Raw genomic sequence first — 14,848 nt, 5'->3', positions numbered from 1 at the left:
CGACACGAAAAAGCCGAGTTCGAGGTTGTGGACGAAAATGCGGAGAAATCCGTCCATAACCTCGAACTCGGCGGGCAGTGCTAGACGCTGGCGACGCCCGGTGCGAGGAAGCGCTGACCGGTGGCGGCCTCGGAAGCCCCACTACGGTCCAGGTACGGAGTGATGCCGCCGTTCCAGAAGCCGAATCCGCCGCCGAGGAGCAGGCAGAGGTCGATGTCCTCGGCTGCAGCCACGACGCCCTCGTCGAGCATGATCTTGATCTCGTCGGCGATCGCGTTGCGGGTGCGCTCGAGCACCTGCTCGGCGGTCGACGGCGAATCGCCCTGCGGCCACAGTGCGGCGACCTCGGGATCGACGACCTGGCCCTCGGGTCCGTAGGTCCACACACCCGGCTTCTTCGCCTCGACGAGAGCGCGGAACCCGGCGGAGTCCTTGAACCGCTCCGGGTATGCCTCGGCCAGGGTTTCGGCGGTGTGCAGAGCGACGGCCGGTCCGACGAGTGCCAGCAACGTCAGCGGACTCATCGGCATGCCGAGTTCGCCCACAGCGCCGTCGGCGACATCGAACGGGGTGCCCTCGTCGATGGCGCTGATGATCTCGTTCGACGCGCGAGTGACGAGACGGTTGAAGACGAATCCGGGGAGATCCGCCGACAGTACGGCCGACTTCTTGAGGGTCTTGGCCGTCGCGAATGCCGTTGCGAGAGTGGCATCGTCGGTCTTCTCACCCTTGACGACCTCGAGCAGTGGCAGGACTGCGACGGGGTTGAAGAAGTGGAAGCCCACCACGCGCTCGGGGTGCTTCAGGTCTGCCGCCATCTTGGTGATCGACAGCGAGGACGTGTTGGTCGCGAGTATCGTGTCGGCAGAGACGAATTCCTCGACTTCGGCGAACACCTTCTTCTTCACGTCCAGGTTCTCGAACACGGCCTCGATGACGAAATCCGTGTTCGCGAACGCGGACTTGTCGATCGAGCCGGACACCAACGCCTTCAACCGATTTGCGGCATCGGGGGACAGGCGCTTCTTGCCGAGCAGCTTGTCGATCTCGCCGTGGACGTAGCCGACGCCCTTGTCGATGCGCTCCTGATCGATGTCGGTGAGGATCACCGGCACCTTCAGCTGCCGAACGAACAGCAGTGCGAGCTGGCTGGCCATCAGGCCGGCACCGACGATTCCGACGCCGGAGATCTTGCGCGCCAGCGATTTGTCGGGTGCACCGGCGGGACGCTTGGCGCGCTTCTGCACCAAGTCGAAGGCATACAGCCCGGCCCGGAGCTCGTCCTTGACCAACAACGTGGACAGGGCCTCGTCCTCGGCCGCGAAGGCCTTGTCGAGTGAAGCAGAGTCGGTGATGTCGGTGCTCTTGGCGAGTTCGAGCAGCTCCACCGCGGCGACGGGGCCGGGGGCGAAGTTGTTGGTCTTGCCCGCGACGATGCCCTTGGCGCGGGCGATGGCGTCGTCCCAGGCCTGCCCGCGGTCGATCTCGGGACGGGCAGGGGTGATTTCGCCCTTGACGACCTGAGCAGCCCACGCGAGGGACTGCTCGAGGAAGTCGGCTCCGCCGAAGAGGGCGTCGGCGATGCCGAGGTCGAGTGCCTGCTGCGGCTTGAGGACGCGGTTCTGGTTCAGTGCGTTCTCGATGACGACGGTGACCGCGTTCGAGGCTCCGATGATGTTGGGCAGCAACTGAGTTCCACCCCATCCCGGTACCAGGCCGAGGAAGGCCTCGGGAAGACCGAGTGCGGCAGCGTTCTCCGCGACGGTCCGATAGTGCGAGTGCAGTCCCACTTCGAGGCCACCACCGAGTGCGGCACCGTTGATGAAGGCGAACGTCGGAACGGTCGACTCGCGCAGGCGTCGGAAGACCTTGTGACCGAGCTGTCCGATCTGCAGCGCCTCGTCCTTGGTCTTGATGTTCGGCACACCGTTGAGGTCGGCACCGACGGCGAAGATGAACGGCTTACCGGTGACGGCGATGGCCACCGGGTTCGCTGCGAATGCCTCGTCGAGGGCGGCGTCGAACTTGGCCAGTCCACCGGGACCGAAGGTCGACGGCTTGGTGTGATCGAAGCCGTTGTCCAAGGTCACCAGGGCGATGGAGCCGTCGAGCCCCGGTACGGAGACAAGCTTCGTGAACGCGTTCGTGACTACCTCGTCGCTGAACGCTGTGGTGATGTCGCTCATGCCTTCGCTCCTGAATAGTCAGCGTGGTTGGGGTTCTCCCAGATGACGGTGCCGCCCATGCCGAGACCGATGCACATGGTCGTCAAGCCGTAGCGGACGTCGGGCTGCTGAGCGAACTGGCGGCTCAGCTGCGTCATCAGGCGAACACCCGAGGATGCGAGGGGGTGGCCACACGCGATGGCGCCGCCCCACTGGTTGACGCGCGGATCGTCGTCGGCGATGCCGTAGTGCTCGAGGAACGCGAGGACCTGGATGGCGAAGGCCTCGTTGATCTCGAACAGGCCGATGTCGTCGATGCTCAATCCGGTTCGGCCGAGCAACTTCTCGGTCGCGGGGACCGGTCCGATGCCCATGACGGCGGGATCGACGCCGGCGAAGCTGAAGCCGACCATGCGCATACCGATGTTCAGGCCGAGTTCGTGCGCGGTGTCCTCGCCGGCGAGGATCGCGGCGGTGGCACCGTCGTTCAGTCCTGCGGCGTTGCCTGCGGTGACGCGACCGGCGGGACGGAACGGCGTCTTGAGCTTGGCGAGGTCTTCGACGGTGGTTCCGGGGCGAGGCGGCTCGTCCTCGGTGGCCAGGCCCCATCCTGCGGCGGACTTGGTGGCGACGGGCACGAGAGTGTCGGCGATGAAGCCGGCCTTCTTGGCCGCGTCGTACTTGTTCTGGCTGGCGACGGCGTACGCGTCGGTGCGGTCCTTGGTGATGCTCGGGAACCGGTCGTGCAGATTCTCGGCGGTGTTGCCCATCACCAGCGCGCTGGGATCGACGAGCTTGTCGGCGAGGAAACGCGGGTTGGGGTCGACGCCCTCACCCATCGGGTGGCGGCCCATGTGCTCGACGCCACCTGCGATCACGACGTCGTACTGGCCGAAGCCGATGCCCGACCCGGTGGTGGTCACCGAGGTCATCGCGCCCGCGCACATGCGGTCGATCGCGAAGCCGGGGACGCTGCGGGGGAGTCCGGCGAGCAGCGCGGACGTACGGCCGATGGTCAGACCCTGGTCACCGGTCTGCGTGGTCGCGGCGATCGCGACCTCGTCGATGCGCTCGGGAGGGAGATTGGGGTTCTTGCGAAGGAGTTCGCGGATTGCCTTGACGACGAGGTCGTCTGCGCGAGTGTCGGCGTACATGCCCTTGGGGCCTGCTTTGCCGAACGGGGTACGGATGCCGTCGACGAAGACAACATTCCTCTGTGAGCTGGTGGACGCGGGTACAGACACGCTTTTCGATCCTCCCGACAGATGCGGACGACTCGCCCGGGTGCCCGGACGCGACCCCTACTGTAGCGGGTATTACCCGTCGGTAACTTGAGAAGGGTGCAGTGCCTTCGTCAGTACCGGCACCACCAGCGTTCGCTGCCAGGGCCGGGCCCCGCCGTCGGCCAGTCGGGCCTCGATCAGCTCGGCAGGGTCGACGTCGGGATCGACCGGACTCTGCCAATCCCACACCAGGCGGCGCAGCAGATCCGGCATCAACAGATTCTCGACCGGCACCGACACCGATTCGCTGAGCTCGGTCATCGCCGCTCGTACGTCGGCTAGTCGCGCTGCTGCATCGGGATCGCGGCGAGCCCACCGATTGACCGGGGGTGGACCGTCGAAAGACGCTGCCATCGAGGGCAGTTCGGATGTCGGGAGCGCCCGCGCACGGGTCAGGGCCGAGGCCCACAATCGGGACGATCTGCGCTGACGGGGACCGCCGAAGACCGGTAGCTGCTCGAGCTCTCGCGCGGATTTCGGGTCCGCCGTTGCGGCCGCCACGATGGCCGAGTCGGGCAACACCCGGCTCGGTGCCACGTCACGCTTGGCCGCCAGTTCGTCTCGTGTGCTCCACAATTCGCGAACGGCAGCAAGAGTGCGGGGAGATTTGATCGCATGGATTCCCGATGTCCGACGCCATCTGTCGGTCTTGGGTTTGGGTGGCCCGAGGGTGAGGATGTGGGCGAATTCCTGTGCGGCCCATTCGGTTTTGCCCTGCTGTTCGAGCTCTTCGGCCATTGCGTCGCGCAGTTCGAGCAGAACCTCGACGTCGAGTGCTGCGTAGTTGAGCCAGGTGTCGGGTAGCGGCCGGGTGGACCAATCGGCCGCTCCGTGGCCTTTCTGCAAGGCCAGTCCGAGGGTGCGTTCGACGATGGCTCCGAGCCCCACTCGATCGAATCCGGCGAGGCGGCCTGCGAGTTCGGTGTCGTAGAGCGTGGCGGGTACCAAGCCGAGTTCGGCGAGTCCCGGCAGGTCCTGATCTGCGGAGTGCAGTACCCACTCGAGCGGGTTGATCACCTCGGCGAGCGGAGCGAGGTCGCCGGTGACCGGGATCGGATCGAGCAGAACCGTGCCTGCGCCGCGGCGGCGGAACTGCAGGAGGTAGGCGCGCTGGGAGTAGCGGAAGCCCGACGCACGTTCGGCGTCGACGGCGAGGGGGCCGTGACCCGATGCGAGAAGCGCGGCAGCCGCGCGCACGGCGTCCGGCGTGTCGACCACGTCGGGTACGCCGTCAGCCGGGGCCAGTAGCGGAACGGCGACAGGCTCGTTTGCCTCGTCGTCCGGCGTGGTCTCGGGAGAACTCTCGGCTGACATGAGATGTGACTCTAAGCCCTGCGGGTGGAAGGACCGCCCACTATGTCCGGCTGGAACTGCGCTGGCCGAGGGTGGTGATGCCCGCGGGCGGCAAACCGGCGGCGTAGGCGAGCACCTCGCAGAACGCCTCGACGTGCGTCGAGAGGTCCTCGGACGTGGCCGTCCACGAGGCGCGTAGTTCGAGCTGGTGGGCCTTGGGTGGCCCGGCGATGTCGCCGTAGCGCACCGAGCTGGTCGAGGTGACCGTACCGCCGAGTGCGTTGAGCGGCTCCGAGCGCGACTCCAGCGCGTCGACCAGCCAACTCCAGCCGACCTCGGGGAGCAGAGGATCGTCGGCGAGGGATTCGTCCACGTCCGCTTGGATGTACGCGACCAATCGGAGGGTGCCGTTCCAGGCCTCGGCACCGTCGGGGTCGTACAGCAGGATCAGGCGGCCGAAGGCGTCGCCGTCGCTCTGTTCGTCGATCCGGTCGGATTCCGGATGCTTGACCTCGGCCCCGATCGCGTAACTGTAGGGGGCGAGACGCTGCGGCGGCCGGATCGGACCGATTTCGATCGCCGGGTGTACCTGAGCCCGATGCATCGCGTCGATGGCGGCGCGGAACGGCGCAGGTTCGGCGGTGGATTGGGGTTCGGTCACGTCACCGGACGTTAGACGCGTCACGTTGCCTGGACGCGGAGGCGCGCCGGGCCGTGATGCAACCGAAGTCGGTGTGTCGCCCTTGGTGGCAGGAGCTTTCCTCGCGCGTGGCAGCATGGAACATGATGAACGCCGAACCGCACGCCACAGCCCCCGCCCGTCGAGAACTCCCGGACGCGCCGTTCCTGGCCGCGATCGCAGGTCGAGCTCCCTCGCGTCGGCCGGTGTGGTTCATGCGCCAGGCCGGTAGATCGCTCCCGGAGTACCGCAAGATTCGCGCCGGCATCGGCATGTTGGACTCGTGCTTCCGACCCGATCTCGTGGCCGAGATTACTCTGCAACCTGTCCGTCGGCACGACGTGGACGCGGCAATTCTCTTCTCGGACATCGTCGTTCCGCTCAAGGCTGCCGGTATCGATCTCGACATCGTCGCAGGCACCGGACCGGTCGTCGCGCAGCCGGTGCGGTCGGCTGCCGATGTGGCCGCACTGCCGATCCTGACTTCGGATCAGGTGGAGCCGGTGGCCGACGCGGTGCGGATCCTCACCCGTGAGCTCGCCGGTACACCGCTCATCGGTTTCGCAGGCGCACCGTTCACCCTCGCGTCGTATCTGGTCGAGGGCGGCCCGAGTCGTAATCACGAGAAGACCAAGGCGCTCATGCGGTCCGATCCGGCGACCTGGCACGCCCTGCTCGACGCACTGGCCACCACGACGATCACCTTCCTGCAGGCTCAGCTCGCCGCAGGCGTCGACGCAGTGCAGGTGTTCGACTCCTGGGCGGGTGCGCTGTCCCTCGCCGACTACCGCGAGTACGTGCTGCCGCACTCGACGCGCGTGTTCGACGCCGTGTCCTCGGCCGGTGTACCCAAGATCCACTTCGGCGTCGGAACCGGCGAACTGCTCGGGGCGATGGGTGAAGCCGGTGCCGACGTCGTCGGTGTCGACTGGCGAATCCCACTCGACGACGCCGTGCATCGCGTAGGCGGCGGCAAGGTGCTGCAGGGAAATCTCGACCCGGCGGTGCTGTTCGCCGGCTGGGATGCGGTCGAGGCAGAGGCTCGACGCATCACCGCCGAGGCGGATCGCGCGCTGGCGGCCGGTGCCCGCGGACATGTGTTCAACCTGGGCCACGGAGTGCTCCCCGACACCGATCCGGAGATTCTGACCCGGGTGGTCTCGCTGGTGCATTCGTTGTGACGGTTCGGCGGTACGCCGTGGTCGGCGGCGGAATCTCCGGCCTCGTCGCGGCGTATCGCCTTCGACAGTCCTGCGGGCCGGGTGCCGAGATCACTGTCGTCGAGGCGTCGTCGCGTCTCGGCGGCACGCTGCGCACCACCGCGGTCGGCGCGGACTCGCTCGACGTCGGTGCGGAGGCTTTCATCGGTCGACGTCCCGAAGTGCCGGCACTGCTGGCCGAGCTCGGTCTGTCGGATCAGCTGGTCTACCCGGCGCCGGTCCGTCCGCTCGTCTATTCCGGCGGTCGAACTCACGCGCTCCCGGTCGGCACTCTGATGGGCATCCCGTCGTCCGCCGATTCGGTACGGGATCTGGTGGACCCCGAGGACCTGCACCTCATCGAGACCGAGACCTCTCGGCCCTTCGCCTGGACCGCGGGTTCGGACGTCGGTGTGGCCGATCTCGTGGGCACCAGGTTCGGCTCCCAGGTGGTCAGCCGTTCGGTCGATCCGCTGCTCGGCGGCGTGTACTCCGGTTCGTCGAGCTCGATCGGCATCCGTGCGGCACTGCCCACGTTGGCTGCCGCGTTGGACGGTGGAGCAGCCAACCTGACCGAGGCAGTGCTGGCAGCGCTGCCCACCCCGTCGCCGGGGCCAGTGTTCGGCGGGCTGCGCGACGGTTACGCGGTGTTGCTCGATGCCCTCGTCGCTGCGACCGATGCCCGGACGGTGGTCGGTGCAGGCGTCGGTGAGATCCGCCGCGAGTCCGGCGGATGGTTCGTCGAAGGAGTCGGACGCGTCGACGGCGTGGTGCTGGCGGTCCCTGCGCCGATTCTCGGCCGGCTCATCGCCGAGGTGGTGCCCGCGGCGTCGCAGGCCGCGCGGAACATCGATCTCGCATCCTCGGTCGTCGTCGCGCTCGCTTTTCCCAAGACGACCGAACTTCCGCAGAATTCGGGAATCCTGGTGGCCACCGACGCGGGCTTGGACGTGAAGGCATTCACCCTGTCGAGCCGCAAGTGGCCGCACCTGGCCGAGCGTGACGCGGTACTGCTGCGGGCCTCGCTCGGCCGCTTCGGTGACACGACGGCGTCGGACCGATCCGACGCGGAGTCGATCCAGATCGCACTCGCGGATCTCGCGACGGTGGCGAACATCGATGCGCAGCCGATCGCTGCGACCGTGCAGCGCTGGCCGGGAGGCCTACCGCAGTACGCGCCGGGGCACCTCGATCGCGTCGCCGCCATCGAGGCAGGAGTCGCCGACTTACCCGGTCTCGAGGTCACCGGTGCCTGGCAGCGCGGTGTGGGGGTGCCCGCGTGTATTGCGTCCGCCACCACCGCTGCCGCCCGTCTGGTCGAAGTGGCACGATAGGGCCATGGCACGCCTCGATTACTCAGCGCTCAACTCGACTCTTCGCTACTTGATGTTCTCGGTCTACAAGGTCACGCCCGGTGTTCTCGGCGAGGATCGGGCCGCGGCCGCCAAGGAAGCGAAGGTGTTCTTCGAAAGTCGTGAAGACAAGGGTGTCGCGGTGCGCGGGGTGTACGACATCGCCGGTATGCGCGCCGACGCCGACTTCATGGTGTGGACGCACGCCGAGCGTATCGAGGACCTCCAGGCGACGTACTCCGATTTCCGTCGCACGACCGCGCTGGGCAAGGCGAGTACTCCGGTGTGGAGCAACACCGCGCTGCATCGCCCCGCCGAATTCAACAAGAGCCATGTCCCGGCCTTCATCGCCGGCGAGGATCCGGGCGCGTACATCTGCGTCTACCCGTTCGTCCGTTCGATCGATTGGTACCTGCTGCCCGACGACGAGCGTCGCACGATGCTCGCCGATCACGGCAAGGCCGCACGCGACTACAAGGACGTGCGGGCGAACACCGTGCCGTCGTTCGCACTCGGCGACTACGAGTGGATCCTGGCCTTCGAAGCTCCCGAACTCGATCGCATCGTGGACCTGATGCGCGACCTGCGGGCCACCGAGGCGAGGCGACACGTGCGCGAGGAGACCCCGTTCTTCACCGGCCCTCGGGTCGAGGTGGACGCGCTCGTCGAATCCCTGCCGTGACGACGACAGGCGCACCCGCGATCGAGGCCGTTCTGTTCGACTTCTCGGGCACGTTGTTCAGGCTCGAGGAGCACCCCTCGTGGTTCGACGGGATCCACGACGCCGACGGCACCCCCGTCGACGGTGCGGGAGCCGCGGAACTGATGCGCCGTATGACGGCACCGGTGGGGGAGACGGTCGAGTTCGACGATGCGACGCGTCATGCGTGGCGAAACCGAGACCTCGATCCGGCCCTGCACCGGCAGGCCTATCTGCATGTGCTCGCGCAGTCCGGTGTCACCGATCCGGCGCACGCACAATCCGTCTACGGTCGCGTGATCGACGCAGATTCTTGGACGCCGTACCCGGATACAGAAGCAGTGCTGAAAAAGCTCGCTGCCGAATCGATTCGGACCGGGGTCCTGAGCAACATCGCATTCGACATCCGTCCCGCGTTCGTCGATCGCGGTCTCGACAGGTTCGTCGACGAATTCGTGCTCTCGTTCGAGGTCGGTCACGTCAAGCCGCAGCCCGAGATCTTCCGGCACGCAGTGACGGCGTTGGGTGTGGACCCCGCGGTGACGCTGATGGTGGGCGACAGTGACGAGGCCGACGGTGCGGCACGAGAGATCGGATGCCACTTCGCTCTCGTCGATCCGGTGCCGACGTCGCAGCGCCCCGATGCACTACTGAAGGCGCTGCGCGAGTTCGGAATTCGATGACCGGGGTGGTTCGATGACTGGCGTGGCCGGCGTCCAGCACATGGGCCACTGGGGAATGTTTCGCGCCGAGTCGGACGGACGTGACGTCACCGCAATCCATCCCCAGGTGACCGACAGCAACCCTTCTCCGGTGTTGGGCAACCTCGTCGGGTCGGTGACCCATCGATCGCGCGTCACCTCCCCGGCGGTGCGCCGGGGCTGGCTCGAGCACGGGCCGGGGCCGACCGACACCCGTGGCAGTGACGAGTTCGTCGACGTCTCGTGGGACGAGCTCACCGATCTGCTGGCAGCCGAATTACGCAGGGTCGTCGACGCATTCGGCAACAAGGCCATCTACGGCGGGTCGTACGGGTGGGCGAGTGCCGGACGCTTCCATCACGCGCAGAGTCAGGTGCATCGCTTTCTCAACTGCATCGGCGGTTACACGCGATCGGTCCACAGCTACTCACTGGGAGCGACCGGGGTCATCATGCCGCACGTCCTCGGTGCGCATTGGAAGATGTTCTCGCGCTCCACCTCCTGGAACGTGATCGCCGCCCACACCGAGTTGTTGGTGGCGTTCGGCGGAGTTCCGGTGAAGAACACCGGCATCAATCACGGCGGTACGTCGGATCATCCGACCGTCGATTCGCTCGACGCGATGCGCGCCCGCGGTGGGCAGATCGTCACCGTGAGTCCGCTCCGCAACGACATGAACGGCGACGCGCGCTGGATCGCCCCGCGGCCCGGTACCGACGTGGCGATGATGCTGGCTCTGGCTCACGTGCTCGCCGACGAAAAGCTGCACGACACAAAGTTTCTGGAGAAGTACTGCCAGGGCTACCCCGAGTTCGAGCGATATCTGCTCGGCATCACGGACGGAATTCCCAAGACACCGCAGTGGGCGTCGGCGATCTGCGGCGTCGAGGCCGCCCTGATCGCGGAACTTGCCCGGGAGATGGCGTCGAAACGCACGATGGTGACGGTCACCTGGTCACTGCAGAGGACGCGACACGGTGAGCAGGCCCCGTGGATGGGCGTGACACTCGCGGCGATGCTGGGCCGGATCGGCGTTCCGGGTGGGGGATTCGGGCACGGCTACGGGTCGATGAACGAGCCGGGTCTGGCACCGGTTCCGTATCCGTTGCCGACCTTGCCGCAGGGTGTCAATCCCGTTCCCGACCTGATTCCGGTCGCCGCGGTCTCGGACATGCTGCTGAATCCCGGTGCCGAATTCGACTACGACGGTAGGCGATTGACCTATCCCGATATCAAGATCGTCTATTGGGCCGGCGGAAATCCGTTCCACCACCACCAGGATCTGGGGCGGCTGCGTCGCGCTCTCGGTAGGCCCGACACCGTCGTTGTGCACGACCCGTATTGGACACCGATGGCCAAGCACGCCGACGTCGTCGTCCCGTCGACGACGTCGTTGGAACGATCGGATCTGAGCTGCACACGCAACGATCCCTTGCTCGTCGCGATGGAGCCGGCCGCCCCGCGGTACGCGGACTCCCGCGACGACTACGACACGTTCGCGGAGTTGGCTACGAAACTCGGTGTGGGGCAACAGTTCACCGAGGGGCGTAGCTCGCAACAGTGGCTCGAGCATCTGTACGAGCAGTGGCGCGGATATCTGCGCGCCGGGGGCGTCGATACTCCGGAGTACGACAATTTCCGTCGCGAGGGTTCGTTTCGGATGAAGACCGAGGACGATCTGACGTTCTTCGAGGATTTTCGACGCGACCCGGTGGGCAACGCGCTGCGCACCCCCAGTGGAAAGATCGAGATCTTCTCGGCGACCGTGGCGGGGTTCGACTACGAGGACTGCCGTGGGCATCCGATGTGGTTCGAGCCGCAGGAATGGCTCGGTGGACCCCGGGCGCAGCAGTTCCCGTTGCATCTGATCGCCAACCAGCCGCGCACCAGGCTGCACAGTCAGCTCGATCACGGTGCGGTGAGCCGTAACTCGAAGATCGAGGGTAGAGAGCCGATAAGAATGCACTCGTCGGCGGCCGGGTCCAGGGGAGTGTCGGACGGCGACGTCGTACGGGTGTTCAACGACCGTGGCTCGTGCTTGGCCGGTGTGGTTGTCGACGACGCGATGCTGAAATCGGTCGTGCAGTTGTCCACCGGGGCCTGGTACGACCCACTGGATCCGGCAGATCCCGATTCGATGTGCGTACACGGCAGCGTGAACGTGCTCACCGCGGACGAGGGCTCGTCGGCGCTCGCGCGCGGCTGCACCGGCCAGCACGTACTGGTGGAGATCGAACGCTACGACGAGCCGTTGCCGCCGATCACCGCGTTCGATCCACCTGCTCGGTCCGAGGTCAGAACACGACCCGAGAGATGATCTCGGCGACCAGCGCCGGCTTGTCCTCGCCCTCGATCTGCAACGTTCCTGCCGTCACCATCTGTAGCGCCCCGCCCGATACCTCTTCGACGGAGACAAGGGTGGTCTGCAGGCGCACGTGAGCACCCACCTTCACCGGGTTGATGAAGCGAACCTTGTTGGAGCCGTAGTTGATTCCGAGCTTGGTGTTCTCGATGGTGTAGATCTGCCAGTTGAGCATCGATACCAGGGACAGGCTCAGAAATCCGTGGGCGATGGGTGCGCCGAACGGGCTCTCCTTCTTCGCCCGCTCGACGTCGACGTGGATCCACTGGTGATCGCCCGTGGCGTCGGCGAAGGTGTTGACCCGTTCCTGGGTGATCTGCAGCCAGTCACTGGTGCCGAGGTCTTCCCCGACGGCTGCTTTGATCTGCTCTGGTGAGGTGAAAGTGCGCATACTCACAGTATGCACCGTCGTAGTATGACGCTCGAAGGTGAGCGAGCGCGGCGCGCGATGTTCGGCTTCGTTGTCGGTCTGCTGAATTCAGGCCGTACAGCGCGTCGCGAAGGGAAAAGCGGCAATCAGATTGTCCTGGATTTCCGTCAGATTCGGGACCGGTCGATACTCGCTCCGAAGCTGCGCGATCTTGTCGTGATCGCGCGCGAGGTCCGACGAATGCTGAACCGCTTCTCGGCCGAAAACTGAGTAGTAGTCGTCGAATTTGTATCCGTTGCCGCCGATATCCTGCGTCAGCTCTATCCACGCATTGGGGATGCCGAAGGAGTCAGCGACGATCAAGCCGTGCAGACTCGTCGACATCACGAAGTCACATGCGGTGATGTCGGCGATGACCTTGGCCGGCTTTCGGGACGGGTCGATCAACGACACGTTCTTTTCTCGCGCAAGCGCAAGCACTACGGGATCCTTCTTGTGCACCCAGTGGTAGACGAGACCGATTCGTCCAGGTACCCGCGGGGAGCGTGAATAGACCCTGTTCGCCAACAGCCCGGGGTCCCCGACCGCGACCTTGCGCTCGGACTTGATGCGATTCGATGACAGATGCCCGCGCACAGCGTAGAAGTCGAAGTCGGGGCAGCTGAAGTCTTTTTCGTGGGCAGTCTCGCTGAGCATGAATCCCGAACCCCAGACCTTGAGATCCTTCCGCGCCTGCATGAGCTGGACCATTTCGAGAGTGGAACCTGCTCCGATCATGTCGCTTCGCTTCGCACGACGCCAGGAACATTTCTGCCCGAACAGTGATTTCACCAGTTCGGGCGTCAATTCGTCGCCGAAATTGGGTCTGACGCCGGTGAGTTTTACCTGACGCCACCAGAATGTTTTGATCGAAGTGGCCATGACGGCAAATTTACCTTATGCATAGGTAATCAAAGGTAAATTTACCGGTCTGGGCTCCATTTCGACGAATCTGTAGCTCGTGGCGCGTTCAGCGCGGCGACATCCGAGTGTCCTGTCCGATCAGGATGCAGGCTTGAGTGTCAACGAGATCGAGTTGATGCAGTACCGCTGATCGGTCGGGGTGGGGTAACCCTCGCCCTCGAAGACGTGCCCGAGGTGGCTGTGGCAGCTGCGGCAGACGACCTCGACGCGGCGCATTCCCAGTGTGGTGTCTTCCTTCAGGATGACGGCGTCGCTGTCGGCCGGGTCGAAGAAGGACGGCCAGCCGCAGTGCGACTCGAACTTCTCGGTGCTGCGGAACAATTCGGCTCCGCAGGCGCGGCACTCGTAGATACCTTCGGTGGTGGTGTCGGTGTATTCGCCTACGCCGGGGCGTTCGGTGCCTGCCTGCCGCAGCACCGCATACTCCTCGGGGGTCAGCTTCTCGCGCCACTGTGCGTCGGTGAGCTGGACGGCCGGGGCGGAATTGTTGTCGGTTGCTGAACTCATGCTCACACGCTAATACGATTTGTCGGGCTATGCCGTTTTCGCAGGTGGAGCGCTCGGCAGCAAGTAGCTCGGTTCGATTCCGTCGTCGAGTCGTCCTTCGCTTCGGGCGGCGAAATAGCGTCCGACGAGCACGCCGAAGATGACGACGATGAGCAGGGCCCAGCCGAAAGTGGTGCGCAGGTAGTCCAATGCGCGACCGGTTTCGATCCAGCGACCCGACAGCCATCGGTCGTAGTTCATGAACCCGTAGATCGCGAGCCAGGCGGGCCAGTTGCGCAGCAGTGAGTTCTTCAGCACGACGGTCATCAGAAGCGGGAACAGCATCATGGAGTAGTACATCTGACCCAGCGAGCCCAACAGCCAGTGTGCGGTGAGGATCAAGCCCGAGGTGGTCGCGAAGAAGAACAGGCGGTCCTCGCGGCAGTATCGGTAGAGCAGCCACAGTGAGATCAGAACCATGATTCCCAGGACCGCTCGGATGCCGAGGGTGAGGAGTTCGGGAACACCGTAGTAGCGGCCGTTACCGACGACAGCGCTGTTGAAGTAGTCGCGGGTCTGCAGCAGATACGGCAGTGTCCGGTCGATGAAGTTCATCGGATCCACCGACAGCGGCCAGGCGATGGCCATCATCACGACGGGGATGGCGATCGAGGTGATGAAGACCTTCCACTGACGCGTCATCAGCGGAAGCAACAGCAGTGGGGCGAGCATCGGCTTGATCGCCAGAGTCAGACCCATGGCGACACCGGCCGAGAGGTCCTTGCGCTGGAGGAGGAACCCGAGGAAGGCGACCTCGCCGAGGAGTACGAAGCCGTTGAAGTTGGTGAACACCAACGTGTTGGTCACCGTCTCGCTGACGAAGGCGGCCAGCAGCAGCGCAGGGGCCGCGACCGAATCGAGCCGGAATCCGAAGATGCGCAACAGGATGTACAGGGCCAGCAGTATCGCGACCGTGCTGGCGATGATGAACAGCCAGCGGGATCGCTCGGGGTCGATGACTGCGATGGGGGAGAGCAGCATCGTCGCGCTCGGTTGATACAGGTAGTGCGGATCGACCGAGTCGAAGTTCGCCGTGTACACCGGCTGGCGGTTGAGGAATGCCAGGGCGGCGCTGTACACCGGGTTGAAATCGTTGGTGATGTCTCCGTTCACGGCTTTGATCACCACGCGCTGGATGACGGTCATGATGGCGATCGGCCACAGGGCGTACTTGATAACCTCGGCGGTCGTCCGCCCTGACCGCGGCTCCAGAAAGCTAAGTGACACCCGGGAAC

The 14,848-nt window shown here is 65.3% G+C and carries 13 protein-coding genes; 5 read left to right on the top strand and 8 right to left on the bottom strand.

Going from position 1 to position 14,848, the window contains the following annotated elements:
* Positions 1 to 80 precede the first annotated feature (80 nt).
* From CH291_RS22950 to CH291_RS22935, 4 genes are all read right to left on the bottom strand, one after another.
* Entirely contained in the window at positions 81 to 2,186 is a 2,106-nt protein-coding gene (locus CH291_RS22950; RefSeq protein ID WP_068050623.1) for a 3-hydroxyacyl-CoA dehydrogenase NAD-binding domain-containing protein, read from the bottom strand.
* Positions 2,183 to 3,409 carry a thiolase family protein gene (locus CH291_RS22945; RefSeq protein WP_068050622.1) on the bottom strand — a complete coding sequence of 409 codons (1,227 nt, stop codon included), beginning with the start codon at positions 3,407 to 3,409 and terminating at the stop codon, positions 2,183 to 2,185. The genes CH291_RS22950 and CH291_RS22945 overlap by 4 nt, the downstream gene beginning before the upstream one ends.
* A 72-nt stretch (positions 3,410 to 3,481) precedes the next feature.
* Positions 3,482 to 4,762: an HRDC domain-containing protein gene (locus tag CH291_RS22940; RefSeq protein WP_094688727.1), complete on the bottom strand. Its 1,281-nt coding sequence runs from the start codon at positions 4,760 to 4,762 to the stop codon at positions 3,482 to 3,484.
* A 40-nt stretch (positions 4,763 to 4,802) separates the two neighbouring features.
* The gene (locus tag CH291_RS22935; protein WP_068050617.1) at positions 4,803 to 5,402 is read right to left on the bottom strand and encodes a DUF3000 domain-containing protein; all 600 of its coding nucleotides are present in this window, start codon (positions 5,400 to 5,402) and stop codon (positions 4,803 to 4,805) included.
* A gap of 125 nt (positions 5,403 to 5,527) precedes the next feature.
* Here CH291_RS22935 and hemE point away from each other — a divergent pair, with 125 nt between their 5' ends.
* The 5 genes from hemE to CH291_RS22910 are packed head-to-tail and all read left to right on the top strand — an operon-like array spanning position 5,528 to position 11,689.
* The gene (gene hemE, locus CH291_RS22930) at positions 5,528 to 6,601 is read left to right on the top strand and encodes a uroporphyrinogen decarboxylase (protein WP_179276664.1); all 1,074 of its coding nucleotides are present in this window, start codon (positions 5,528 to 5,530) and stop codon (positions 6,599 to 6,601) included.
* The gene (locus CH291_RS22925) at positions 6,598 to 7,953 is read left to right on the top strand and encodes a protoporphyrinogen oxidase (protein ID WP_094688726.1); all 1,356 of its coding nucleotides are present in this window, start codon (positions 6,598 to 6,600) and stop codon (positions 7,951 to 7,953) included. Before hemE ends, CH291_RS22925 begins: the two co-directional genes overlap by 4 nt.
* Before the next feature lie 4 nt (positions 7,954 to 7,957).
* Complete coding sequence (hemQ, locus tag CH291_RS22920; RefSeq protein ID WP_068050615.1) at positions 7,958 to 8,653, top strand: hydrogen peroxide-dependent heme synthase; 696 nt, start codon at positions 7,958 to 7,960, stop codon at positions 8,651 to 8,653.
* Positions 8,650 to 9,354 (top strand): HAD family hydrolase, encoded by a 705-nt coding sequence (locus CH291_RS22915; protein WP_176460466.1) that lies wholly within the window; start codon positions 8,650 to 8,652, stop codon positions 9,352 to 9,354. The genes hemQ and CH291_RS22915 overlap by 4 nt, the downstream gene beginning before the upstream one ends.
* A gap of 13 nt (positions 9,355 to 9,367) precedes the next feature.
* Positions 9,368 to 11,689: a molybdopterin-dependent oxidoreductase gene (locus tag CH291_RS22910; protein ID WP_179276636.1), complete on the top strand. Its 2,322-nt coding sequence runs from the start codon at positions 9,368 to 9,370 to the stop codon at positions 11,687 to 11,689.
* Here the strand turns inward: CH291_RS22910 and CH291_RS22905 are convergent.
* The 4 genes from CH291_RS22905 to CH291_RS22890 form a co-directional block, all read right to left on the bottom strand.
* A complete protein-coding gene (locus tag CH291_RS22905; RefSeq protein ID WP_045195371.1) occupies positions 11,667 to 12,125 on the bottom strand; it encodes a MaoC family dehydratase in 459 nt (152 codons plus the stop codon). The two genes, CH291_RS22910 and CH291_RS22905, sit on opposite strands and share 23 nt — an antisense overlap.
* A gap of 87 nt (positions 12,126 to 12,212) precedes the next feature.
* Entirely contained in the window at positions 12,213 to 13,025 is an 813-nt protein-coding gene (locus CH291_RS22900; protein ID WP_094688725.1) for a polysaccharide pyruvyl transferase family protein, read from the bottom strand.
* Positions 13,026 to 13,145: 120 nt separating this feature from the next.
* Entirely contained in the window at positions 13,146 to 13,574 is a 429-nt protein-coding gene (msrB, locus tag CH291_RS22895; RefSeq protein ID WP_068050608.1) for a peptide-methionine (R)-S-oxide reductase MsrB, read from the bottom strand.
* A gap of 27 nt (positions 13,575 to 13,601) precedes the next feature.
* Positions 13,602 to 14,840 (bottom strand): glycosyltransferase family 87 protein, encoded by a 1,239-nt coding sequence (locus CH291_RS22890; protein WP_068050607.1) that lies wholly within the window; start codon positions 14,838 to 14,840, stop codon positions 13,602 to 13,604.
* Positions 14,841 to 14,848 lie beyond the last annotated feature (8 nt).

Source organism: Rhodococcus sp. 14-1411-2a (assembly GCF_002259485.1).
Taxonomy (GTDB): Bacteria; Actinomycetota; Actinomycetes; order Mycobacteriales; family Mycobacteriaceae; genus Rhodococcoides.
This window is presented reverse-complemented; position numbering and strand designations above follow the sequence as displayed.